General features: G+C 73.6%; 16 protein-coding genes. 11 read left to right on the top strand and 5 right to left on the bottom strand.

Features of this window, described 5'->3' with window-relative positions:
- Positions 1–54: 54 nt before the first annotated feature.
- On the top strand, positions 55–861 hold the full coding sequence (locus tag ACIP67_RS20530) for a nuclease-related domain-containing protein (protein WP_401693377.1): 807 nt from the start codon (positions 55–57) through the stop codon (positions 859–861).
- Between the two features lie 217 nt (positions 862–1078).
- Here ACIP67_RS20530 and ligD read toward each other — a convergent pair whose 3' ends face one another.
- Positions 1079–1960 (bottom strand): non-homologous end-joining DNA ligase, encoded by an 882-nt coding sequence (gene ligD, locus ACIP67_RS20525; RefSeq protein ID WP_401693376.1) that lies wholly within the window; start codon positions 1958–1960, stop codon positions 1079–1081.
- Between the two features lie 78 nt (positions 1961–2038).
- On the opposite strand from ligD, the gene ACIP67_RS20520 reads away from it, so the two are divergent.
- Entirely contained in the window at positions 2039–3244 is a 1206-nt protein-coding gene (locus ACIP67_RS20520; protein WP_401693374.1) for a Ku protein, read from the top strand.
- Between the two features lie 137 nt (positions 3245–3381).
- Entirely contained in the window at positions 3382–4899 is a 1518-nt protein-coding gene (locus tag ACIP67_RS20515) for a hypothetical protein (RefSeq protein WP_401693373.1), read from the top strand.
- A gap of 37 nt (positions 4900–4936) precedes the next feature.
- Here the strand turns inward: ACIP67_RS20515 and ACIP67_RS20510 are convergent, their stop codons facing one another.
- Entirely contained in the window at positions 4937–6325 is a 1389-nt protein-coding gene (locus ACIP67_RS20510; protein WP_401693372.1) for an acyltransferase, read from the bottom strand.
- A gap of 294 nt (positions 6326–6619) precedes the next feature.
- On the opposite strand from ACIP67_RS20510, the gene ACIP67_RS20505 reads away from it, so the two are divergent.
- The 3 genes from ACIP67_RS20505 to ACIP67_RS20495 all read left to right on the top strand — a co-directional run bounded on the left by ACIP67_RS20505 (position 6620) and on the right by ACIP67_RS20495 (position 11330).
- On the top strand, positions 6620–7831 hold the full coding sequence (locus tag ACIP67_RS20505) for an MFS transporter (RefSeq protein ID WP_401693371.1): 1212 nt from the start codon (positions 6620–6622) through the stop codon (positions 7829–7831).
- A gap of 285 nt (positions 7832–8116) precedes the next feature.
- Complete coding sequence (locus ACIP67_RS20500) at positions 8117–9913, top strand: beta-galactosidase family protein (protein ID WP_401693370.1); 1797 nt, start codon at positions 8117–8119, stop codon at positions 9911–9913.
- Positions 9914–10331: 418 nt separating this feature from the next.
- Positions 10332–11330, top strand: a complete 999-nt coding sequence (locus ACIP67_RS20495) for a LacI family DNA-binding transcriptional regulator (RefSeq protein ID WP_401693622.1) — start codon at positions 10332–10334, stop codon at positions 11328–11330.
- A gap of 37 nt (positions 11331–11367) precedes the next feature.
- Here the strand turns inward: ACIP67_RS20495 and ACIP67_RS20490 are convergent, their stop codons facing one another.
- Positions 11368–13080, bottom strand: a complete 1713-nt coding sequence (locus ACIP67_RS20490; RefSeq protein WP_401693369.1) for a multicopper oxidase family protein — start codon at positions 13078–13080, stop codon at positions 11368–11370.
- A gap of 398 nt (positions 13081–13478) precedes the next feature.
- Between ACIP67_RS20490 and ACIP67_RS20485 the strand changes: the two genes are divergently transcribed.
- Positions 13479–15107, top strand: coding sequence for an MFS transporter (locus ACIP67_RS20485; RefSeq protein WP_401693620.1), 1629 nt, complete (start codon positions 13479–13481; stop codon positions 15105–15107).
- A gap of 329 nt (positions 15108–15436) precedes the next feature.
- Here the strand turns inward: ACIP67_RS20485 and ACIP67_RS20480 are convergent, their stop codons facing one another.
- The gene (locus tag ACIP67_RS20480) at positions 15437–15775 is read right to left on the bottom strand and encodes a hypothetical protein (RefSeq protein ID WP_401693368.1); all 339 of its coding nucleotides are present in this window, start codon (positions 15773–15775) and stop codon (positions 15437–15439) included.
- Positions 15776–15974: 199 nt separating this feature from the next.
- On the opposite strand from ACIP67_RS20480, the gene sigJ reads away from it, so the two are divergent.
- The 3 genes from sigJ (at position 15975) to ACIP67_RS20465 (ending at position 20035) form a co-directional block, all read left to right on the top strand.
- On the top strand, positions 15975–16919 hold the full coding sequence (gene sigJ / locus ACIP67_RS20475; protein ID WP_401693367.1) for an RNA polymerase sigma factor SigJ: 945 nt from the start codon (positions 15975–15977) through the stop codon (positions 16917–16919).
- A 120-nt stretch (positions 16920–17039) separates the two neighbouring features.
- On the top strand, positions 17040–18320 hold the full coding sequence (locus ACIP67_RS20470) for an NAD(P)/FAD-dependent oxidoreductase (RefSeq protein WP_401693365.1): 1281 nt from the start codon (positions 17040–17042) through the stop codon (positions 18318–18320).
- Between the two features lie 41 nt (positions 18321–18361).
- Positions 18362–20035 carry an SWIM zinc finger domain-containing protein gene (locus tag ACIP67_RS20465; RefSeq protein WP_401693363.1) on the top strand — a complete coding sequence of 558 codons (1674 nt, stop codon included), beginning with the start codon at positions 18362–18364 and terminating at the stop codon, positions 20033–20035.
- Positions 20036–20287: 252 nt separating this feature from the next.
- Here the strand turns inward: ACIP67_RS20465 and ACIP67_RS20460 are convergent, their stop codons facing one another.
- The gene (locus ACIP67_RS20460) at positions 20288–21421 is read right to left on the bottom strand and encodes an FAD-dependent oxidoreductase (protein ID WP_401693362.1); all 1134 of its coding nucleotides are present in this window, start codon (positions 21419–21421) and stop codon (positions 20288–20290) included.
- A gap of 251 nt (positions 21422–21672) precedes the next feature.
- Between ACIP67_RS20460 and ACIP67_RS20455 the strand changes: the two genes are divergently transcribed.
- Positions 21673–22299: a TetR/AcrR family transcriptional regulator gene (locus tag ACIP67_RS20455; RefSeq protein ID WP_401693360.1), complete on the top strand. Its 627-nt coding sequence runs from the start codon at positions 21673–21675 to the stop codon at positions 22297–22299.
- Positions 22300–22321: the final 22 nt, after the last annotated feature.

The raw sequence follows: 22321 nt of genomic DNA, 5'->3' as shown, positions 1-22321 counted from the left end.
CTTCTTGCCCCTGGAGCGCCCCACCTGTTCCCATGGTCATAGGGGTGATGGTGCATGACCGGACTGCGCGTCGTACCGACCTGGCGCCACGGCCGGGAACGGCTCTACGTCTGCCTGACCGACGGCCGGAACATCGCCTGGTACGACCGGGAGGCCGGCCGGGTCAACGTCCTCGCCGACGACCGCAGGGCCGACGTCCTGGAGGCCCTCGGCCCCTTCCTGACCGGCCCCGTCACCGTCGGCCCGCCCCCGGTGCCCACCCCCGCGGAGCTGGCCCGCCTCGCCCTCCACCCGGACGACGACCTGGCCCCCAACCGCCCCGGTGAGGCCCTGCTGGTCGCCCTGGAGCGCGACCCCGGCCCCGCGCACCGGCTGCGTCCCGACCCGCGCCGCCGCGCGCTCGCGGCCGAGCAGGCCGTCGGCGAGGTCCTGGACCGGCTCGACGGCGCCGGCTGGCACACCCTGCACTCCGTCCCGCTGCCCGGCGGCGACCGCATCCACCACCTGGTCATCGGCCCCGGCGGCCTGTTCGCCGTCCACGCGCTGTACGCCCGCCGGCAGCGGGTCCTGGTGGCCGACCCGGAGGTCGCCCTGGGCCGCCACGACCCGTCCGCCCTGCTGCGCCGCGTCCGCGCCGACGCGGACCGCGCCTCCTACGTCCTGACCGCCGAGGTCCGACCGGTCCTCGCCCTGGTGGCCCCGGCGGACGTCCGGATCACCGCGCCGCCGCGCGAGGTCCGCGTCCTGCGGGACACGGAACTGGCCGCGCTGGCGCGCGCGGGCGGCGTGCTGAAGCCGGCCGACGTGGAGGCTCTGCACGCCATGGCCCGGGACCGCGGGACGTGGAGCGCCGCCGGCTGACACGGCGGCGCCGGGACCCGTCGCCGCGGCTGACACGGCGGCGCCGGGACCCGTCGCCGCGGCTGACACGGTGGCGCCGGGACCCGTCGCCGGTGTGACGGGCGGCCCGGCCGTGGCGGTGGGGTGGCTTCGCCGGTCTGCCGGTGTGATGGGCGGCCTGGTCGCAGCCATGGGGGCGTGCCTCGCCGGTGCCGGCCGCGGCCGCTGACCGGAACGCTCAGGTCACCTCGCCGGCGGCACGGTCGTCGAACAACTGGTCGAGCAGGTCTCCGTGGTCGTGGACGCGCGCGATCACGTCCTGCGCGCGGAACGCCAACTGCTCCGGTGCCCCGCACTCCTCGACCTCCTCCCAGGTGACGGGCGCCGACACCGTGGGCTCCGGCCGGGCCCGCAGGGTGTAGGGCGTGGCGGTGGTCTTGCGCGCCGCGTTCTGGCTCCAGTCGACGAAGACCTTGCCCGGGCGGAGGCTGCGCGTCATCCGGTGGACGACCAGGCGGGGCATGGTCCGCTCCGCCTCGACCGCGAGCCGTTTGGCGTAGTCCGTGACCCGTTCGGAGGATGCCCCGCGCACCGCCGCCAGCAGGTGCAGTCCCTTCGCCCCGGAGGTCTTGGCGTATGCGGTGATCCCGTCCGCCGCCAGCCGCTCCCGCAGCCACAGCGCGACCTCGCAGCACTCGACGACGGTCGCGGGCGCGCCGGGGTCGAGGTCGAGGACGAGCCGGTCGGCCTCCTCGGCGTTCCGGATCACCCACTGGGGCGTATGGAACTCGGTGACCAGGTTCGCCGCCCACATCAGGCTGGCCAGGTCCTGCACGAGCACCATCCGGGAGGGCCCCTCCGCGCGCGGCACCTCGGCGGTGGTCACCCACCCGGGCGTGCCGGGCGGCACGTTCTTGGCGAAGAAGAGCTGTCCGTCCGGCCCGTCCGGGTAGCGCAGGAAGGACAGCGGCCGGTCCCGCAGATGGGGCAGCAGGGCGTCCGCGACCATCGCGTAGTAGTGCAGCGTCTCGCCCTTGGTGAAGCCGGTCGCCGGATACAGCACCTTGTCCAGATTGCTCAGCGCGAGCCGCCGCCCCTCCACCTCGGTAATCGGCGTCATACGATGAGAATCACACGAATCGCCGGAAATATTCTCTCGTATCGCATTCCTCACTGAATGCCGGGAAAGGTGCCGCACGTGCGATCCATATGGAACGGTGCGATCTCCTTCGGCCTCGTCAGCATCCCGATCAAGCTGGTGAACGCCACCGAGAATCACGCGATCTCCTTCCGCCAGATCCACACCGAGGACGGCGGCCGCATCCGCTACCGCAAGGTGTGCGAGCTGGAGGACCGCGAGGTGAGCCAGGCGGAGATCGGCAAGGGGTACGAGGACGCCGACGGCACGATCGTCCCGATCACCGACGAGGACCTGTCCCACCTGCCGCTGCCCACCGCGAAGACGATCGAGATCGTCGCCTTCGTGCCGGCCGACCGCATCGACCCGCTCCAGATGGACGCCGCGTACTACCTCCAGGCGGGGGGCGCCCCGGCGGCGAAGCCGTACACCCTGCTGCGGGAGGCGCTGAAGCGCAGCAACAAGGTCGCCATCGCCAAGTACGCGCTGCGCGGGCGGGAGCGGCTGGGCATGCTCCGCGTGGTCGGCGACGCGATCGCGATGCACGGTCTGCTCTGGCCGGACGAGGTGCGCGCCCCCGAGGGCGTCGCCCCGGACACCTCCGTCAGCGTCCGCGACAAGGAACTCGACCTCGCCGACGCCCTGATGGACACCCTCGGTGAGGTCGACCTCGACGACCTCCACGACGAGTACCGCGAGGCCGTGGAGGAGGTCGTCGCCGCGAAGGCGGCCGGCGAGACACCCCCGGAGACCGCCGCGCCCGAGGCCGGCGGCAAGGTGCTGGACCTGATGGCGGCCCTGGAGAAGAGCGTGCGGGCGGCGAAGGAGTCGCGCGGCGAGGAGCCGGCGGCGCAACCGGAGCAGGCGGCGGAACCGGAGCAGGCGGAGGTCAGACGCCTTCCGCAGCGGCAGTCGGCCCGTACGGCGCCGAAGGAGACGGGCGGCAAGAAGTCGACGTCGACCGCGAGGAAGACCGCCTCCTCCTCGACGAGGAAGTCGACGGCCTCCAAGAGCACCGCGAGCACGGCCAAGGGCGCGACGAAGAGCACGGCGAAGAGCACGGCGAAGAGCACGGCGGCCGGCCGGGGCGCGTCCGCGAAGAAGACGGCGGCGAAGACCGCCGGGAAGAAGACGGCGGACAAGACGGCGGAGAAGGCGGCGGAGAAGGCGGCGGAGAAGGCGGCGCCGGAGAAGGAGGCGCCGGAGAAGGAGGCGGCGGGGAAGGCGGCGGAGAAGAAGACGGCCGGCCGCAGGCGTTCGGCCTGACCTTGACCTCGGCGCGTGGATGGTCTGAACTTGTGATCACTACCGACGGGGGGCGTCCGGTGGGACGTGCAGCGGCCGGCCGGGCCGCGGTCGGCGCCCCCGCCCGCCGCCTTCCCGCCCAGGAGTGACCGCCCCCCATGCCGCCGCCGCGCTTCGACCGACGAGTCCGCACACTGGTCGAGGTCCGGGGCGGGCCCGACGACTGGGAGGAGGCGGAGCAGCGCTTCCAGGCCCACGGCTGGCCGGTCCGCGGCTCCTCCCCGGCCGGGCAGGAGCCGTACGGCGCGGGCCTGGACCCCGACCCCGGGGCGCGGGTCTTCGACGTCGAGGTGCGCCTGTTCGGCAAGGCGGCGGGATGCGAGCGCGGGGCGGCGGCCAGGGTGCGCAAGGCCCTGCGCGGCGCCGGCCTCGAAGCCTACGTCCGGTTCGCCCAACTCCTGCGCCGCGACCGCGAGATGTACACGCAGTGGCGGATCGTCGACTCCGCCGCCCGGCGGTCCGCCCCGCCGCACTCCTGGCGTCGCCGCGCCGCCCGGCTCGCCACCCGCTGCGGCCGCCATGACGCCGGCGGCGTCGTCACCGGGCAGCCGGGGCACGCCCTGCGCGTCGCCAGGGCGCACACGCCCGGCGTGCCGCAGACGGGGGTCCGCCCGCTCGACGGGCGCTGGCGGGTCCCGGGGAGCTACTGGCCGGAGGAGGAGACGGAACGCCGGCTGACCCACGTGGTGGCCTGGTCGCTGTGCACGGCCGCCGCCCTCGTCTTCGCGGACGGCCGCACCGGGTTCGCCCGGTGGTTCTGGCTCGGCGCGGCACTGGCCGGCGCGGTCTGTGCCGGACGGGCGGGCGCGCGGCTCTCCCAGTTGGGCTGGCGGCACGGCACCGTGACCGCCCTGGTGCTGTGCGCGTTCCTCTCCGCGATCGGCCTGGGCCTCCTCGACGGCGAGGGCCGGGGCTGGACCCCCACGCAGATCCTCATGACCGCGCTGGTCGGCGGTGTGGTGGGCGGCCTGTGGCTGCTCGTACGGCAGTGGACCTGGGGCGAGTGGGTGGCCTGGGCGGTCCCCCTGGCCGTGACGCTGGCCCTGTCCTCCTTCCTGGCCGCGGGGTCCGTGCTGCACACCCTCTACGCCGACGGGCTGTCCTTCACGCCGGGCGACTTCGAGGTGCCGGCGGTCTGGCAGGTGCTCGCGGCGGTCAAACTGCTCACCCTCCTCAGCCCGGTCCTCGCGGTCCCCGCCTGGTGGGGGATCGCACGGCACCGTCACCACTTCTACGCGATGCCGGCCGACCGCATGAACGTCGCCCTGAACGTCTGCGTGTTCGTCTTCGTGCTGCTCGGCGGGGCCCTGCTGGCCCTGCGCTCGGCCGAGACCGCGGTGGACCGGACGGTCGCCGCCGCGGAGCGGTACGACCCGCCGCCCTCCTACTTCGGCGTGGAACCGGAGTGGACGTGCGTCCAGCCCGTCGTCCCGCCGGCCCGTCTGTCGGGCGAGGGCGACCCCCTGGACCCCGCCCGTCCGTACCTGTCCTTCGGGGTCTCCGGCGGCACCGCCGTCCTCTGGGACCCGAGGACCAAGGAGCCACTCACACTCCGGGCGTCCCAGGTACGGCTCGTCCCGGACGAGACGCCGGCCGAGCCCTGCCCGACGGAGTGAGCGGAGGGGCAGGCCACGGCACCGCTGCCCTTCGACCTCAGGCGGCCTCCTCCACCTGACGCCCCTCTCCAGGACCCTCGGCCGCGGCCGCCCCACCCGTGTCCCCCGGAGAGGCCGGCGGGCCCCCGCCCGCCCGTCCCCCGAACAGCAGCAGCCCCGCCCCCACCGCCAGCCCCACCGCGGCCGCGACGGGAAACCGGCCGCCGTCGGTGAACCCGTGCCCGGCGAAGAACGCCAGCGCCCCGGCGCTCACCCCCACACCGGCCCACATCCGCCACGCCCGAGCTCCCCGCAGCCCGGCCTCGGGCCGCACCCGCCCGGCCCATGCCGACAACGCCCGCTCCAGCGGCCGCAGCACCCGTAGGACCCCCACCAGGACGACCGCGAGCACCACCAGCCACGGCACCCGCATCCCCCACCAGGCCGCCGAACCGTAGCCGGGCTCGGGGGCGAGGCCGGTCAGGTAGAAGGCCGCGGCGACCACGAGCACCGGCAGCATGTGCCACAGGTAGAGGGTCATGCTGACGGCCCCCAGACCCCGCACCGCGCGCCACACCCGCTCCCGCTCCAACAGCCGCCGCACCGCGGGCGCCACGAGCAGACACACCCCGACCTGCGCGACCGCCCACGCCAGCATGGCCGCCGACGGAGGGTCCGTGTTGCTGGGCTCCTGGCCGGTCACCAGGATCAGGCTGACCGGGAAGGGCCCGAACCCCACCAGCGCGGCGAACCCGGCCCCGCCGCCCACCGCGAGGACGAGCGGCAGCGACCGCCGCCCGTCCAGCCGGCCGTCCAGCCGCCCGTCCAGCCGGCCGTCCCGCCAGCAGAAGCCCAGCTGGTAGACCACGCCCCACACCAGTACGTAGTCGAGCGCCCCGACGTACGGCGCGTCCGCCGCCACGTCCAGGACGCCGACGACGAGGGCGGCGGCGGCCAGCCCCGCCGGGACGCGCAGCCGCCACCGCCGGTGCAGGGCGTGCAGTGCCGGGGTCAGCGCGCTGAGCAGCAGGTAGACCGGCAGGAACCAGAACTGCATGGCCATCGCCCACCCCACCAGCGCCAGCGTGACCGGGTCCACGCCGAGCGCCGAGCACACCCCGACGGCCACCAGGACGAGCCCGCTGTAGACACCGGCCGGCAGCAGCAGCCGTACCGCCCGCCGCCCGACCCACCCGGCGGCCGTCCCCCCGTCGGCCCGCGCCCGCGCCCAGGACCCCGCCGCCGCGTGCCCTCCGGCGAGGAAGAACAGCGGCATGATCTGGAAGCCCAGCGTCAGCCACTGCGTCCAGGGAACCGCCACCAGCAGCTCCGGCGCGCCGATCGTCCCGTCCGGATGCCGCACCAGCCCGGTGATCAGCCAGTGCCCGAGCACCACCAGCAGGATCGCCCACGCCCGCAGGAGATCGACGTACCGTTCCCGTCCCATGTCCGGCATGCTCCCGCACCCCCGACTCTCCTACGCCACCCGTCACTTGTCGCAACCGATCCGTGGCCGTCACGACATCTGCCGATACCGCTCAGGGGCGCGGAGAGGGCCACTTCGCGACGCTGCGGACGGTCCGCCACGGTCACGTGACGGTCCCTCAGGTATCTCGCCACTCCTTCCTTCCCGTCCCTTCGCAGGGGATCTTGACGCCCCGAATGTTACCGGTAACATCACCTGGCGTCGGAGTTCGTCATTGGCCGCCCACGCCGTCGTGGGCCTTCCCCTGGAGCCCGCGTGACCGACCGGACGACACAGCGTCGCGCCCCCGCCACCACCCCGGCCTTCACCCCCACCGCCGTCGTCGCGTCCTGTGCCGGCTTCGTCCTCATCGGCGCCCTCCAGGCCTTCTACGGCCCTGCGATCCCGGCGCTGCGCGAGGAGTTCGGCCTCGCTCCCTCGGCCGCCGGTCTCGCCCTGAGCGCCCACTTCATCGGCGGGGTCGTCGGCGTCCTGCTCTTCGACCGTCTGTACGGCCGGACCGGCAACCGCCGGATCCTCGGCGCCTCCTACCTGCTGATGGCGCTCGGCGCGGCGGGCTTCGCGCTCGCGCCCACCTGGCCCCTGGCCCTCACCGCGGCCCTCCTCGCGGGCCTCGGATTCGGCGGCATCGACTACGGCCTGAACCAGCTGTTCGCCGTCGGCTTCGGCCATCGGTCCGCCGCCCTGCTCAACATCCTCAACGCCCATTTCGGCGTCGGGGCGATCCTCGGCCCGGCCCTGATCGGCGCGGTCGGCGCCGACCGCCACGAGGTGGTCTTCCTGGCCTTCGCCCTGGCCAACCTGCCTCTGCTGCTGTGCCTGAAGGGCGTACGCGACCGAGCTCCCCGACCGGGCGAGGCCGATGCCGACGCCGACGCCGAGTCCGCGGCCGTCCCCGGGTCCCCGGCAGTGGCCCGCAGCCTGGCCTCCGTCCTGGCCGTCTTCGTCGCCCTCTACGTCCTGCACGTCGGCATCGAGGCCGGCGTCGGCGGCTGGGAACCCACCCACCTGGAAGCCGTCGGCTACGGCGCCGGCATCGCCGCCACCGCCACCTCCGTCTACTGGCTGATGATGACCGCCGGCCGCTTCCTGGTCGCCCCGCTGGCCCTGCGCTTCTCGGCGCCGGCCATCGTCACCGTCTCCTGCGCCGGCATGACCGCCTGCCTCCTCCTGGCCGCCGTACCCGGCCTGGCCCCCTACGCCTACGCGGGCGTCGGCCTCTTCATCGCGCCGATCTTCCCCACCGGCCTCCCCTGGCTGCACCGGGCGGCTCCCCGGGCCCGGCGGGCCGGCGCCGTCGTCATCGCGGCGTCCATGGTGGGCGGCGTGGCGGCCGGCCCGGCCCTCGGCAAGGTCATCGAGTGGTCCGGCACCCAGGCCGTACCCCTCCTCCTCGCCACCTTCTCGGCCACCTGCCTGGCCGCCACACTGTGGCTGACCCGGGCGACCCGCCCGGCAGCCCCGTAGCGGGTCGCGGGCCCGATGCTCCCGCACCACCCCCTTCGGCGGGCCCCGGCACTCCCGCAGCGGCCCTCCGCCCGGGTCCTCCGCCCGGGTCCTCCGCCCGGGTCCTCCGCCCGGGTCCTCCGCCCGGGCCCTCCGCCCGGCACCCGCCCCCAGCCGCCCCTTCACCCGGCCCTTCCCTCAGATCCCTTCCGCAAGCCCCCTGAGCCTCCTGAGCCCTGAGCCCTGAGCCCCCGGACCTCACCCAGCAGGCAGCCCCCGAACGCACTCACGAAGGAAAGGCCCGCCATGCCCGCCCTCACCACCACCCAGGACGGCTTCCTCCTCCACGGCCGGCCCCTGAGGATCATCTCCGGCGCCCTGCACTACTTCCGTGTCCACCCCGACCAGTGGCCCGACCGCCTGCGCAAGGCCCGCCTCATGGGCCTGAACACGGTGGAGACGTACATCCCCTGGAACCTCCACCAGCCCGAACCCGGCACCCTCGCCCTCGACGGCCTCCTCGACCTCCCCCGCTTCCTCCGCCTGGCCGCCACCGAGGGCCTGCATGTCCTGCTCCGCCCCGGTCCGTTCATCTGCGCCGAGTGGGACGGCGGCGGCCTGCCCCACTGGCTCACCGCGGACCCGGACATCCGCCTGCGCAGCAGCGACCCCCGCTTCACGGACGCGGTGGACCGTTACCTCGATCTCCTCCTCCCCCCGCTCCTGCCGCACATGGCCGCGTCCGGCGGCCCCGTGATCGCCGTACAGGTGGAGAACGAGTACGGCGCCTACGGCGACGACACCGCCTACCTCAAGCACCTGGAGGACGCCTTCCGCGTCCGCGGGGTGGAGGAACTCCTCTTCACCTGCGACCAGGCCGATCCGACGCACCTCGCCAAGGGCGGCCTCCCCGGCGTGCTCACCACGGCCACCTTCGGCAGCCGCGTCGACCGCTCCCTGGCGCGCCTGCGCGAGCACCAGCCCGAAGGCCCGCTGATGTGCGCGGAGTTCTGGATCGGCTGGTTCGACCACTGGGGCGGCCCGCACCACGGCCGGGACGCGGCCGATGCGGCCGCCGACCTGGACCGCCTGCTCGCCGCCGGCGCCTCCGTCAACGTCTACATGTTCCACGGCGGCACCAACTTCGGCTTCACCAACGGCGCCGACCACCACCACGCCTACGTGCCCACCGTCACGTCGTACGACTACGACGCCCCGCTCACCGAGAGCGGCGACCCGGGTCCGAAGTACCACGCCTTCCGAGAGGTGATCGCCCGCCACGCCCCGGTCCCGGACGAACCGGTGCCCGCCCCCTCCCCCAAGCTCCCGCCGGTCACGGTGGAGTTGACCCGCCGCGCACCGCTCCTCCCGCCCCCCGACGGCCCGGCCGACGCCCCGCACCCCTTCTTCGCCGGACGCCCCACCCACGCCCCGGACCCCGTGTCCGCCGACGTCCTGGGGCTTCGTGCCGGGTACGTCCTCTACCGCACGACCGTCCCGGTGGAGGGGACCGGTCTGCTGCACTTCACCGGCGGCGTGGGCGACCGCGCCCAGGTCTTCCTGGACGGCGCTCCCGCGGGCGTCGTCGAACGCGAGCGCCACGAGGAGGCCCTCCCCGTCCGCAGCCCCCGCCCGGGTGCCGTCCTGGACGTCCTCGTCGAGAACACGGGCCGGGTCAACTACGGCCCCCGCATCGGCACCCACAAGGGCCTGGCGGGCCCGGTCACCTTCGACGGCACACCCCTGCTCGACTGGTCCTGCCACCCGCTCCCCCTGGACGACGTCCCCGCCCCGGACGCCCTCCCGCCCGCCCCCACCCCGACGTCCGCTCTCGCCGAACCCGCCTTCCACCACGGAACCTTCGACGTCACGACCCCCGCCGACACCTTCCTGTCCCTCCCGGGCTGGACCAAGGGCCAGGCGTGGATCAACGGCTTCCCCCTCGGCCGCTACTGGAACCGCGGCCCCCAGCGCACGCTCTACGTCCCCGCCCCCGTCCTGCGCCCCGGCACCAACGACCTGCTCCTCCTCGAACTCCACGCCACCACCACCCCCCGAGCCCACCTCACGGACACCCCCGACCTCGGCCACCGGCAAGAGTGACCCAGCCCCCGGGGGACGGGTGCCGGCCCCTCCGCCCGCCCGCCTCGCCCGCCCCTCCTCCCGCCCCGCCCGGCCTATCCTGTGGTCTGCCGGAACCGGGGCGGCGCAGGGCCGGCCGGCCCCCCGCAGAAGAAGAAAGAGCCCCTCGATGACCAGCCCCGACGCCGACCCCGGCGCACTCGTCGCTACGGCCGCGGCAGCTGCCGACGACGGTGGCGGCGGCCCGGCCGACAAGGAACAGGAACCCGGCAAGGGCCAGGGCCAGGGCCAGGGACAGGAACAGGAACCCGGCAAGGGCCAGGGCCAGGGCCAGGGCCAGGGCCAGGGCCAGGGCCAGGGCCAGGGCCAGGGACCCGGCAAGGGCAAGGGACAGGGCCAGGGGCGCAGCCGGCGCAACTTCGCGGGCGCGCGTCCCGTGATGGGCGACGTGGCGAAGCTGGCCGGCGTCTCCAAGCAGACGGTCTCGCGGGTGCTGAACGACCACCCGGCCGTCCGGCCGGAGACCCGCGAGGCGGTCCTCGCGGCGATGCGCACGCTCGGCTACCGCCCGAGCCGCAGCGCCCGCTCGCTGGCCAGCGGCCGCACCCGGATGCTCGGAGTGATCTCCTTCGACGCGGCCCGGTACGGCCCCGCCTCGACCCTGACGGCCGTCAACACGGCGGCGCAGGAAGCCGGTTACCTGGTCAGTTCGATCGCCCTGGACACGGCCGACCGCGACACGGTCGTCCGGGCGGTGGACCGGCTGTCGGCGGAGGGCGCGGACGGCGTGATCGCGATCGCGCCGCAGCTGTGGGTGGCGAGGGGGCTGGCCGAGGCCCGGCTGGACACCCCGCTCGTCGTCCTGGACAACGACCTCGGCGACGGCACTCCCGTGGTCACCTCGGACGCCGTCTCCGGCGCCCGCAAGGCGACCGGACACCTCCTCGCCCTCGGCCACGCCACGGTCTGGCACGTGGCGGGCCCGTCCGGCTGGACGTCGGCGGACCGCCGCGCGGACGGCTGGCGGGCCGTCCTGGAGGCGCACGGCGCCGAGGTGCCCGCTCCCCTCACCGGCGACTGGAGCGCCGACTCCGGCTACGAACGGGGACGCGAACTGGCGAAGAACCCCCAGGTCACCGCCGTATTCGTGTCGAACGACCAGATGGCCCTGGGGGTCCTGCGGGCCCTGCACGAGGCGGGCCGCCGCGTCCCCGGCGACGTCAGCGTGGTCGGCTACGACGACATCCCCGAGGCCGCCCACTTCCTGCCGCCCCTGACCACGGTCCGCACGGACTTCTCGGACATCGGCACCCGCTCCCTGCACGTCCTGCTGGACCGCATCGAGGCGCCGGAGACGCCGCCGCCCCCGCTGACGGTCGTCCCGGTGGAGCTCCGCGTCCGCGCCAGCACGACCGAGCGGGCCCGCGCACCCCGCTGACGGCCGTGGTCGTGGTCGCGTGGCCGCTGTCCGCCGGTCACTTCCGGTAGCCGAGGATGGTCATCATGCCGGACTCGGCGTGGTACTGGTTGTGGCAGTGCAGCATCCACAGTCCCGGGTTGTCGGCGTTGAAGTCGATGACGAGCTTGCGGTGCGGCAGCACCAGCGCGGTGTCCTTGCGGGCTCCGGCCGAGTCGATGCCGGCGAGGGCGAAGGTGTGGCCGTGCAGGTGCATCGGGTGCCACATGTCGGTGGCGTTGACGAGGGTCACGCGGACCCGTTCCCCTTCCTCGATCGGGAAGCGCTGTTCGATGTCGTAGGGCCGGTGGTCGAAGGACCAGTTGAACTTCTCCATGGTGCCGGTCATCCGGAAGCGGAGTTCGCGGTCCGGGGCGCGGTCGTGGAACGCCACGGACTCGTCGGGCACCATCCGTCTCGCCGGTACGAGCCGGCCGTCGAGTTCCCGGGGACGCACGGAGGGCCCGGGCAGCTTCCCGCCGCTCGTCCGCAGGACCGCCAGGGCCCGTCCCTTCTTCCCCTCGGCGAGAGCGACCAGCGGGAACACGCCGTCCTTGACGGTGACCAGCACGTCGTAGCGTTCGCCCATGCCCAGGATCAGCGCGTCCGTCCGGGTGTGCTCGACGGGGTAGCCGTCGGTGTGGGTCACGGTCATCCGGTGGCCGCCGAGCGCGACCCGGAAGGGCGTGTCGCCCCCGGCGTTGATCAGCCGGATCCGGATCCGGTCGCCGGGCCGCGCCCGGAACACCGAGGGCGCCCGCGACAGCCGGCCGTTGGCCAGGTAGTACGGGTAGTCGACATGCCCGCCGTCGCTCTTCAGGATGCTGCTCCGCACCCCGTGCAGGATGCGGGAGGGGCCGGTGGCCTTTCCGCCTCCCGGCCGGTCGGTGCCGGAGGACCCGCCGTGTCCGGACCCCGTGTGCAGGTCGTCCTCGCCCATGTCCATCGGCGCGCGCCGGCCCTTGCTCAGCTGCGTGAGCACGCCGTCCGGGGTGGAGCCGTCCACACCGTCCACCCAGTCGTCCAGGACGACGACCCACTCCTTGTCGTACGACAGCGGCTCCTTGGGGTCCTCGACGATCAGCGGGGCGTACAGACCGCGGTCGAGCTGCATGCCCGAGTGCGAGTGCAGCCAGTACGTGCCCGGGTGCGCCACGGCGAAGCGGTAGGTGAAGTCCGCGCCGGGCCTGATCGAGTGCTGGGTGAGGCCGGGGACGCCGTCCATGTCGCAGCGCAGACGGATACCGTGCGAGTGGAGCGTCGTCGCTTCCGGCAGGTGGTTGGCGAGCGTCATCTCGAGGATGTCGCCCGTCGACACCCGCACCTCCTTGCCGGGCAGCGAGTCGCCGTACGCCCATGACCTGACGGTCCGTCCGCCCAGGTCCAGGGTGGTCTCGGTGGCGGTCAGCCGGAACCTGCGCACGGGCCCCTTCCCGCGCGCCTCCTCGGCGGCGACGACCTCGGGGTCGGACGGGTTCACGTATCCCTCGGGTCCCTTGGGCACGAAGCCGCCACCGTCGTGACCGTCGGTCCTGCCCGCCGAGTGGGGTTCGAGCCCCGAAGGCGATCCGGACGCCGAGTGAGGGCCGGGCCCCGCACCCGCGCTCGTCCCGGACTCCGGCCGACGCTCGGCCCCCGGACGCGAGCCGGAACCGGAACACGAGGTCAGGGCTCCCGATCCGACGGCCGCGATCGAGGCACCGAGCAGGCTACGCCGCGTATGAGTGTGCATAACCACATAACACCTGTCTTATGGGCGTATCCGGGCGAACCGGAACGGCGCGTCTCATGAATCCCGTGCCCCGCCCACCCGATCGATGGCCATGACCTCACGGAGCGAGGTGGTCCGGGGTGGGCGCCCCACCCGCTCCGGAGCCCGCTCCGGAGCCCGCTCCGGAGCCCGTCCCGGAGCCGGTCCCGGAGCCCATCCCGGAGAGTGGAACTTTCCCGCCCCGACAGCGGCCGGCCTGTCGGAAATCCGGCGTCGACGGCCACCGGCTCGCCTCGCGGTCCGGAGGCGCCGCATAGTTCCCAGGTCGTTCGACGGTCGCTCGACGGTCGCTCGACGCTCGTGCGACCGAAGGCAGCCCGCACACGGTCACGAAGGAGCCCGAAGTGAGTGCAGCAGTGATGGGGGAACCGAGGGAGGAACGCCGCGACCGGCGTACGGCGACGCTGGTCATGGCCTGTCTGGGGGTCTTCGTCGGCTACTTCCCCGTGACGACGGTCGCGGTGAGCCTGCCGGTGATCCAGCAGGCGCTGGACGCGTCGACGGCCGACCTGTCGTGGGTGTCCGACGCGTTCGTCCTGCCGGTCGCCGCGCTGATCCTCACCGCCGGCGTGTTCGGCGACGTCCACGGACGCAAGAAGGTCTTCCAGACGGGCCTGGCATTCTGCGCGCTGGGCGCCGCGGTCGGCCTGTCCGCGCAGTCCGTCGAGATGGTGTGGATCGGCCAGGCGCTGGCGGGCGTGGGCGCCGCCGCGCTGCTGCCGATGACGCTCGCACTGATCAGCCACGCCGTCCCGGACCCCCGGGAACGCGGCAAGTACATCGGCCTGTGGACGACGTCGATGATGGGTTCCCTGGCCGTCGGCCCGATCGTCGCCGGCGTCATCGTCGAGCACGCCGCCTGGCGCTGGATCTACCTGCTGCCCCTTCCCCTGTCGTTGGTCACCATGGTCGTCGCGGCGTTCGTCCTGACCGAGTCCCGCTCCCCGGTCGAGCGGAAGCTGGACTGGCCGGGCCAGATCACCGCCACCCTGGCGATCGTCGCCCTGGTGTACGGCGTCATCGAGGGCGGGGCCACCTCGTTCGCCGCGGCCCGGGTCGTCGCGGCCCTGGTGGTGGCGGTGTGCTCCGCCGTGGCGTTCGTCCTGATCGAACGGCGCGGCCCGAGCCCGATGCTGGACCTGTCGCTGTTCCGCAGCCCCGCCTTCACCGGGTCGACGCTGGTCGTGATGATCAGCTTTCTGGGACTGCTCGGCTTCTTCTTCGTCCTCAGCCTCTACCTGGGCATGGTGCAGCAGCTCAGCACCCTGGAGGCCGGCCTGCGGCTGCTGATGACCACCGCGCCGCCCATGATCCTGGGCACCGCGGTCGGCCGGCTGATGCGCCACCTGTCACCGCGCACGCTGATCACGGGCGGACTCGCCCTCACCGCCGTGGCGCTGTTCTCCCTGATGAACGTCGGCGCCGACACCTCCTTCGCCTCCCTGGCCTGGCGCCTGGCTCTCCTCGGCCTGGGCCTGGGCCTGGCCTTCCCCTGCATCACCGCGACCGCCGTCTCCTCGGTGCCGCACCACCAGGCGGCCATGGCGGCGGCCGGCAACAACGCCTTCCGCCAGGTCGGCGGCGCTCTCGGCCCCGCGATCCTCGGCGCTCTGCTGACCGGCAAGGCGGTCGCCGCCCTGCCCGGTCACCTCGCCGCGGCCGGCCTGACGGACGCGACCAGCCGCCGGATACAGGACGCCGTGGAAGCCGACGGCCTCGGAGCCGTCGCCACCCTCCCCCTGGGCCGCGACACCGCCCCCGCCCTGCACGCCCTCTCCCGGTCCTTCCTGGACGGACTCCAGCTGTGCCTGCTCGTCTCCGGCATCATCATGCTGTTCGGCGCCGCACTGGCAGCCTGGCTGCTCCGCCCCCGCGCCGACACCCCTCCCGCGGGCCGCATCACCGCCCAGCGCGGCGAACGCACCCCCACCACCCCGACCACCCCCACCACCCCCACCACCGCCACCCCGGCGGCCGACTTCCGCTAGCGGCGGAACGGCCGCAGCCCAGAAGCCGCGCACGCCACCGGACCGGAGACGTGCCGCGGCCCCTGCGGCCCTCAGGCGGGGGTGGCCGACGGCGGTTCTCCCCGTCGCCGGCTCTCAGGCGGGGGTGGCCGACGGCGGTTCTCCCCGTCGCCGGCTCTCAGGCGGGGCCGGCCGACGGCGGTTCTCCCCGTGGCCGGCTCTCAGGCGGGGGTGGCCGACGGCGGTTCCCCGCGTGGCCGGCTCTCAGGCGGGGGTGGCCGACGGCGGTTCCCCGCGTGGCCGGCTCTCAGGCGGGGGTGGCCGACGGCGGTTCTCCCCGTCGCCGGCCCTCAGGCCGGGCCGGCCGACGGCAGCGCCACCCGCCGCCCCATGCCGAACTCCTCGGCGTCGTCGTGGCTGACGACCGCGAACGCCCCGGCGGGAACCCCGGGCAGCAGCGCCACACGGGACGCCACCGCCAGCAGCTCCTCCTCACCGGCCCCGGTGACGAAGAAGACGTAGGCGTCCTCGAACTGCTCCCCGTCGTCGAAGACCTCCACGTCGCCTTCGTCCTCGACATCGACCAGGAATTCCTCGACCTGGTCGATCCAGGGGCAGGGGCAGGCGCCGTCCGGCAGGTTCGGCGCCGGCGACAACGGCACATGGATCTCGACGATCACGGTGGACACTCGGCCCATTCTGCCGCCCACGCCCCGTTCCCCCACAGCCAGGACCACGACCGGGGTCAGAAGCCGCGGGCCGCGAGGGCATGAGGGCACGAGGGCACGAGGCCGCGAGGGCATGAGGGCATGAGGCCGCGAGGGCATGAGGGCATGAGGTGCGGCGGCCGCCGCACACGCGAGGGCCGCGAGAGCTAGGATCCGGGCCATGTCCCTGACCATGGACGACGTGGACCGCTTCGAGGCGTCGAGGCCCCGCCTGGAGGCCATCGCCTACCGCCTCCTCGGCTCCGCGAGCGAGGCCGAGGACGCCGTGCAGGACACCTTCCTGCGCTGGCAGGCCGCCGACGTCGACCACGTCGAGGTCCCCGAGGCCTGGCTGACGAAGGTCCTCACCAACCTGTGCCTCAACCAGCTCACCTCGGCCCGCGCGCGGCGCGAGACCTACGTGGGCCAATGGCTCCCCGAGCCGCTGCTCGCCGGAGACCCGATGCTCGGCCCGGCCGACACCGCCGAACAGCGCGAATCGGTCTCGTACGCGGTCCTCGCCCTCCTGGAGCGTCTCTCGCCCAACGAGCGGGCGGTGTACGTGCTGCGGGAGGCCTTCGACTACCCGCACCGGGAGGTCGCCGCGATCCTCGGCATCACCGAGGCCGCCAGCCAGCAGATCTTCCACCGCGCCAAGAAGCACGTCGCGGACGGCAGGACCCGCACCGAGTCCGACGGGGCCACGGTCCGCCGGATCGTCGACGAGTTCCTCGCGGCGGCCACCAGCGGCCGGACCGAGCCCCTCGTACAGCTGCTCACCCAGGACGCCATCTTGATCGGGGACGGCGGAGGGAAGGTCCCGGCCCGCGCCAAGGCGTTCGAGGGCGCGCTCGCGGTCGCGAAGTTCATGCGGGGCCTGTTCACCCCCGGCAAGGCCAAGCGTGCCCTGGTCGGCGGCTCACCCGAGATGTACACCACGACCGCCAACGGCGGCCCCGCCGTGGTGGCGGTCGTCGACGGCCGCGTCATCGGCGTCATGTGCCTGGAGATCACCGCCGACGGCATCGCCGCGTTCCGCAACCAGGTCAACCCCGACAAGCTCGAACGCGCGACCCGGCGGTGGTCGGCCACCGACCACGGCGAACCCCTGCTGGTCACCTTCTGACCACGCGGTGAGGCACCGTGGAGTGCTGTGACGTGCTTCACACTCCACTTCTGTCAGGAAACGGGAGGCCACCCGGTTCAAGTGGCGAACCCGCCCCAGACAGGAGTCAGGAGTACGGACATGCAGCACCGCATCGTGGTCCTCGGAGCCGGATACACGGGAGCCATCGCCGCCGGCCGCCTCGCCAAGCGGCTCCACCGCGACGACGTCGCCATCACCCTCGTCAACGCCGAGCCCGACTTCGTCGAGCGCGTACGGATGCACCAGCTCGCGGCCGGCCAGGACCTCACGCCTCGCCCCTTCAGCGAGATGTTCGCGGGCACCGGCGTCGAACTGAGGCTCGGGAAGGTCACCGCCGTGGACGCCGACCGCAAGACCGTCGCCGTCCAGACCGCGACCGGCACCGAGGAACTGACGTACGACACCCTCGTGTACGCCCTCGGCAGCGGCTGGACCGACCAGGGCGTCCCCGGCGTCGCCGAGCACGCCCACGAGATCGCCGGTCGCCCCGGAGCGCTGCGGCTGCGCGAGCGCCTGGCCCGGCTGGACGCCGGACAGCCCGTGGTCGTGGTCGGCGGCGGCCTCACCGGCCTGGAGGTCGCGACCGAGATCGCCGACGCCCGCCCGGACCTCGCGGTCGCCCTCACCGCCCGGGGCGGCCTCGGCGACTGGCTCTCCGCCAAGGGCCGCCGGCACCTGCGGAAGGTCTTCGACGAGCTCGGCATCACCGTCCACGAGCACACCGCCGTCACCGCCGTCGGGGCCGACCACGTCACCACCGCCGACGGCACGCCCGTCCCGGCCGCGGTCACCGTGTGGACGACGGGCTTCGCGGCCCACCCGATCGCGCGGGCCACCACCCTCAAGACCACCGAAGGAGGCCGGATCGTGGTCGACGACACCATGCGCTCAATCTCGCACCCGGACGTGTACGCCATCGGCGACGCGGCCCTGGCGACGGGCGCCGGCGACAAGCCCCTGCGCATGTCGTGCGCCTCGGGCGTCCCCACCGCCTGGCAGGCCGCCGACGCCATCGCGGCCCGCCTGACCGGCGCCAAGCTCCCGAACGTGCCGCTCCGCTACTTCAACCAGTGCATCTCACTGGGCCGCAGGGAAGGCCTGATCCAGTACGTCACCGCCGACGACCGCGCCGTCGACGCGACCCTCACCGGCAGGCTCGCCGCCCTCTACAAGGAACTGATCTGCAAGGGCGCGGCCTGGGCCGTCGCCAACCCGACCCTCGCCCTCCCGACCCGGCGCCGCCACGCCGCACCGCAGCCGCCCCGCACGGCCCCCGCCCCCAAGCCCCCGGCGGCAGGCGACCGGCGCGCCGCACAGGCCACCGACGGTGTGCTTTCCCGGCGGATCGCCGGACCGGACCGGCGGGCGGACGTACGCTGACGGCCGTACCAGCAGGGCCGGAATCCGGGTGGGGGAGTGTCGTGGACGGCCTTACGGAGGCGAACCTCAGGGCGCTGGCCGGTGCCCGTTCCTTCGAGCGGGGGCTCGGATACCTCGACGCGGTGTCCGGGGTCGACGTCGGTGACACCCGGGTCACCGCGACCGTCCACGGCACGGAACGGTACGAGGCGGAGCTGTCTTCGGACGGGCCCCGGGGCCTGGCCGGCGCGTGCGACTGCCCGTACGGCCTGGAGGGCAACTTCTGCAAGCACCTGGTCGCGCTCGGCCTGACCGTGCTCGCCCAGGGGGACAGCCTGCCGAGGCAGCGGAAGGCGGCTCGGGAACGTGCAGAGGGCCTCGACGCCTGGCTGTCCGGCCTGTCGAAGGATGAACTGCTCGCCCTCCTACGGGACCAGATCGCCGAGGACCGGCAGCTGCGCCGCCGCCTGGAACTGCGGGCCGCGACCGCCCGAGGGGACCTGCCCGCGGTCCGGGCCCGCGTCCGCGAGCTGCTGGACATCGGTCCGTTCGCACGGTTCGGGTACGTCGAGTACGCCGACGCCCGCGCCTACGCCGACCGGGCCGGGCAGGCCCTGTCCGCGCTCAGGGCACTGACCGGCTCGGGCCGGGCCGCCGACGCGATGGTCCTGGCGCGGGAGGCGATGCGCCTGCTGGCCGGGGCGGTGGAGAGCGTCGACGACTCCGACGGACGGCTCGGGCAGATCGGAGCCGACCTCGCCGACGCCCACCACGACGCCTGCCGTGCGGCGCGCCCCGACCCGGAGGAGCTCGCGCGCTGGCTGGCCGGCCACGTACTCGGCGAGGCCGACGACCTCACCGACATCGATCCGCTCGACTACGAGGACGTCCTCGGCGAACCGGGGATGACCGTCCTGCGGAAACTGGCGGTCGAGGCGTGGCGGGGCAACCGCACCGGCTGGGCCGAGAAGTACCTGATGGAACGGGTGGCCGCGGCGGGAGGCGATGTCGACGCGCTGATCGCCGTGCACGCGGCCGACCTCGCACCGAACGGCCACACCCACCTGGTCATCGCCCGGGAACTGGACGGTGCGGGGCGCCCTGACGAGGCCCTGCGCTGGGCGGAACGCGGCATCAGGGAAATCGAGGACCTCGCCGCCGTCGACACCGCCCTCATCGACCACCTCTCCGACCGCTACACGCAGGCGAACCGGCTCCCCGAAGCCGTAACCCTGCGCCGCGACCACTTCGGCGCGCGCCGCACCCTGCTCACCTACAGGCAACTGCGCGCGGCCGCGCAGGCCGCCGACCGCTGGCAGGCCGAGCGCGAAGAGGCACTCGCCCTGCTCCGCGCCGACGCGAGACGGCGGCAGCGGAGCCGATACGACGGCCCTGTCCTCATCGACGCGCTGCTCGACGACGGGGACGTCGACGCCGCCTGGCGAGCCGCCACCGAAACCGGCGCCGACGAGCGCCAATGGCTCACCCTCGCCGACCAGTCCCGCGTCGACCGCCCCGCCGACGCGCTCGACGTCTACCTGCGCCTGGCCGAACCGCTCACCAGACAGACCGGCAACGCGGCCTACGAGCAACTCGTCAGCCTCCTCCTGAACATCCGCGACTGCCACCGCCACCTGGGCACACCGAACGAGTTCACCCCGTACGTCACTGCCCTGCGCACAGCCCAGAGGCGCAAGCGGAACCTGTTGCGGATGATGGACGAACGGGGCCTGTGAGCCGCGGGGAGCGGCCGGCAGTCCCTGCCGCACCCACGGCGGGAAGACCGCGACGGAGTACCGCACCGTCCGCTCCGAGAAGATCTCCACCCGGGTGAAGACCCGGCCGACGCTGCACGGGAGAGGCACTGAAGCCGGCCGGAAGACCCTGGAGGGCCAGGTCACCGCCACGGCGAAGAGCAACCACAGCGGGCGGCCGAAGGCCATCGACGACGGCATGCTCCTCTTCGCCCGACCGGCGCTGAAGGATGGTCAGTGGTGGTCGGCGGTGGCGAAGTCGGGCAGCTCGGTGGAGAGCAGGTGGTCGGCGGCACCGTCGAGGAGCCGGGCCGCCTCCGTGGAACGGGGAAGCATGGTCTTCTCATAGGCGTGGACGGCTTGGCCGATGGTGTTGTGGTGGGCGAGGGCGAGGGCGAGTTCGCAGGCGTCCAGCAGGGCGAGGTTGACGCCGACGCCCAGCGGGGGCATGAGGTGGGCTGCGTCACCGAGCAGGGTCACCGTGGGGTTGTGCTCCCAGGTGTGGGGGACGGGCAGGGCGAAGATCGGACGGTCGACGTAGAGGCCGTCGTTGTCGGTGATCAGCCGGCGCAGGCGGGGTGACCAGTCGCGGTAGCGCTCCAGGAGGTGGGCGCGGATGCCGCTGGTGTCCTCGGGGGTGAGGCCGCCGGCGGTGATCCAGTCGGCCGGTACGCGCTGGATGATGTAGACGCGGATGTGGTCGCCGCTGTTGCGCTGCGCGAACAGACCGCGGTCGCCGTCGGCTGCGGCGGCGCCGCCCTGGCCGACGAGCTCGGCGATGTCGGGGTGCCGGGTCGCGACGTCGTGGAACCAGGCTTCCAGGAAGCTCACGCCGCTGTACTGGGGCGTGGCCCGGGAGACGGCGCGGCGGACCTGGGACCATGCGCCGTCGGCGCCGATGACGAGGTCGCATTCGATGGTGGTGCCGTCGGCGAAGTGCAGCTGTCGAGGGCCCTCGGCGGGGCCGCTGATGGTCCGCAGGGTGCGGCCCCAGCGCACGGTGCCGGGCTGAAGCGAGTCGAGCAGCAGGTCGCGCAGCCGGCCGCGGTCGATTTCCGGCTTGAACCGCTCGTCCTGCTCGGGGACGTGGTGAAAGAGGATCGTGCCGGCCGGGTCCATCTGACGCATCTCCTGTCCCTCGGGGCGGGCCAGTCGGAAGAACTCCTCCAGGAGGCCGGCTTCGCGCAGGGCGATCTGGCCGTTGTCGGCGTGCAGGTCGAGGGTGCCGCCCTGGTCACGGGCGTCGGGGCCGGCGTCGCGGTCGTAGACGGCGGCGGTGATGCCGTGCTGCTGGAGGATGCGGGCACAGGTCAAACCGCCGGGTCCGGCGCCGATGATGGCGATGCGGGGTGTGGGAGTGGTGTTCATGATGTGCTCCGTTCGCTGTGTAGCGGTGGCCTGACTGCCGTGACTGCCGTGACTGCCGTGACTGCCGTGACGTGACCGATGTGACCGCCGTGATCGCCGTGACCGCTGAGCCGGCGGGATGGCGGGGTCGCGTCGAGAAGAAGCGGGGCCGGGCAGTGCCTCGCAGCCGCCACTCCAGAAAAACACACCAACTCAATAAGTGCAACGACTCAACTTTTAAAGTTGGTCAACCAGAGAGGTAAGGTGTCGGTATGCCCAGCACGCCGACCGACACCGCGGCAGATTCCTCTCCTGCGCCGATGGGGCGCCGCGAGCGCAAGAAGGCCGCCACCCGCCAGGCCATCGCCGACGCCGCACTGCACCTGTTCCTGAAACGCGGATACGACGCGGTCGGCATTCGCGAGATCGCGGACGCCGCCGACGTGTCCACCACCACGCTGTTCAAGCACTTCCCGGTCAAGGAAGCCCTCGTCTTCGACGAGGACGCCGAGCAGGAGACCCGCCTGCTCGCCGCCGTCCGCGAGCGGCCCGAGGGGCAGTCCATCCCCGCCGCACTACGCGAACACGCCCTGACCACCCGGGTGGCCTCCGCCGACGGCGACGCCCGCTTCACCGCCTTCACCGACCTGGTGACCGGCACCCCCGCGCTGCGCGACTACGCCCAGAACATGTGGCTGCGCCACACCACCGCACTCGCCCAGGCCATCGCCGAGGAGAGCGGCCTCGCCGCAGGCGACCCCGCCTGCACCGCCCTGGCCCACTTCGCCCTCGAAGCCCCCCGCGCGGCCTACGCCCACGACGACCCCCGTCAGGCCATCACCCGGGCCTTCGATCTCCTGGAACACGGCTGGAGCGCACTCGCCCGGACGGAAGCGTGAGCAAGCGCATCGCAGCGCAATG

The organism is Streptomyces sp. NPDC088812 (assembly GCF_044750285.1).
In the GTDB taxonomy this organism is placed as follows: domain Bacteria; phylum Actinomycetota; class Actinomycetes; order Streptomycetales; family Streptomycetaceae; genus Streptomyces.
Note: the sequence above shows the minus strand (reverse complement) of the source record. Positions and strands in the feature narration are given on the sequence as shown.

What these genes read in the sequence shown, in the direction of transcription:
- ACIP67_RS20530 (WP_401693377.1), top strand. Translation starts at nt 55, where the DNA reads ATGACCGGACTGCGCGTCGTACCGACCTGGCGCCACGGCCGGGAACGG.
- ligD (WP_401693376.1), bottom strand. Translation starts at nt 1,960, where the DNA reads ATGACGCCGATTACCGAGGTGGAGGGGCGGCGGCTCGCGCTGAGCAAT.
- ACIP67_RS20515 (WP_401693373.1), top strand. Translation starts at nt 3,382, where the DNA reads ATGCCGCCGCCGCGCTTCGACCGACGAGTCCGCACACTGGTCGAGGTC.
- ACIP67_RS20510 (WP_401693372.1), bottom strand. Translation starts at nt 6,325, where the DNA reads ATGGGACGGGAACGGTACGTCGATCTCCTGCGGGCGTGGGCGATCCTG.
- ACIP67_RS20500 (WP_401693370.1), top strand. Translation starts at nt 8,117, where the DNA reads ATGCCCGCCCTCACCACCACCCAGGACGGCTTCCTCCTCCACGGCCGG.
- ACIP67_RS20495 (WP_401693622.1), top strand. Translation starts at nt 10,332, where the DNA reads ATGGGCGACGTGGCGAAGCTGGCCGGCGTCTCCAAGCAGACGGTCTCG.
- ACIP67_RS20490 (WP_401693369.1), bottom strand. Translation starts at nt 13,080, where the DNA reads ATGCACACTCATACGCGGCGTAGCCTGCTCGGTGCCTCGATCGCGGCC.
- ACIP67_RS20485 (WP_401693620.1), top strand. Translation starts at nt 13,479, where the DNA reads ATGGGGGAACCGAGGGAGGAACGCCGCGACCGGCGTACGGCGACGCTG.
- sigJ (WP_401693367.1), top strand. Translation starts at nt 15,975, where the DNA reads ATGTCCCTGACCATGGACGACGTGGACCGCTTCGAGGCGTCGAGGCCC.
- ACIP67_RS20470 (WP_401693365.1), top strand. Translation starts at nt 17,040, where the DNA reads ATGCAGCACCGCATCGTGGTCCTCGGAGCCGGATACACGGGAGCCATC.
- ACIP67_RS20460 (WP_401693362.1), bottom strand. Translation starts at nt 21,421, where the DNA reads ATGAACACCACTCCCACACCCCGCATCGCCATCATCGGCGCCGGACCC.
- ACIP67_RS20455 (WP_401693360.1), top strand. Translation starts at nt 21,673, where the DNA reads ATGCCCAGCACGCCGACCGACACCGCGGCAGATTCCTCTCCTGCGCCG.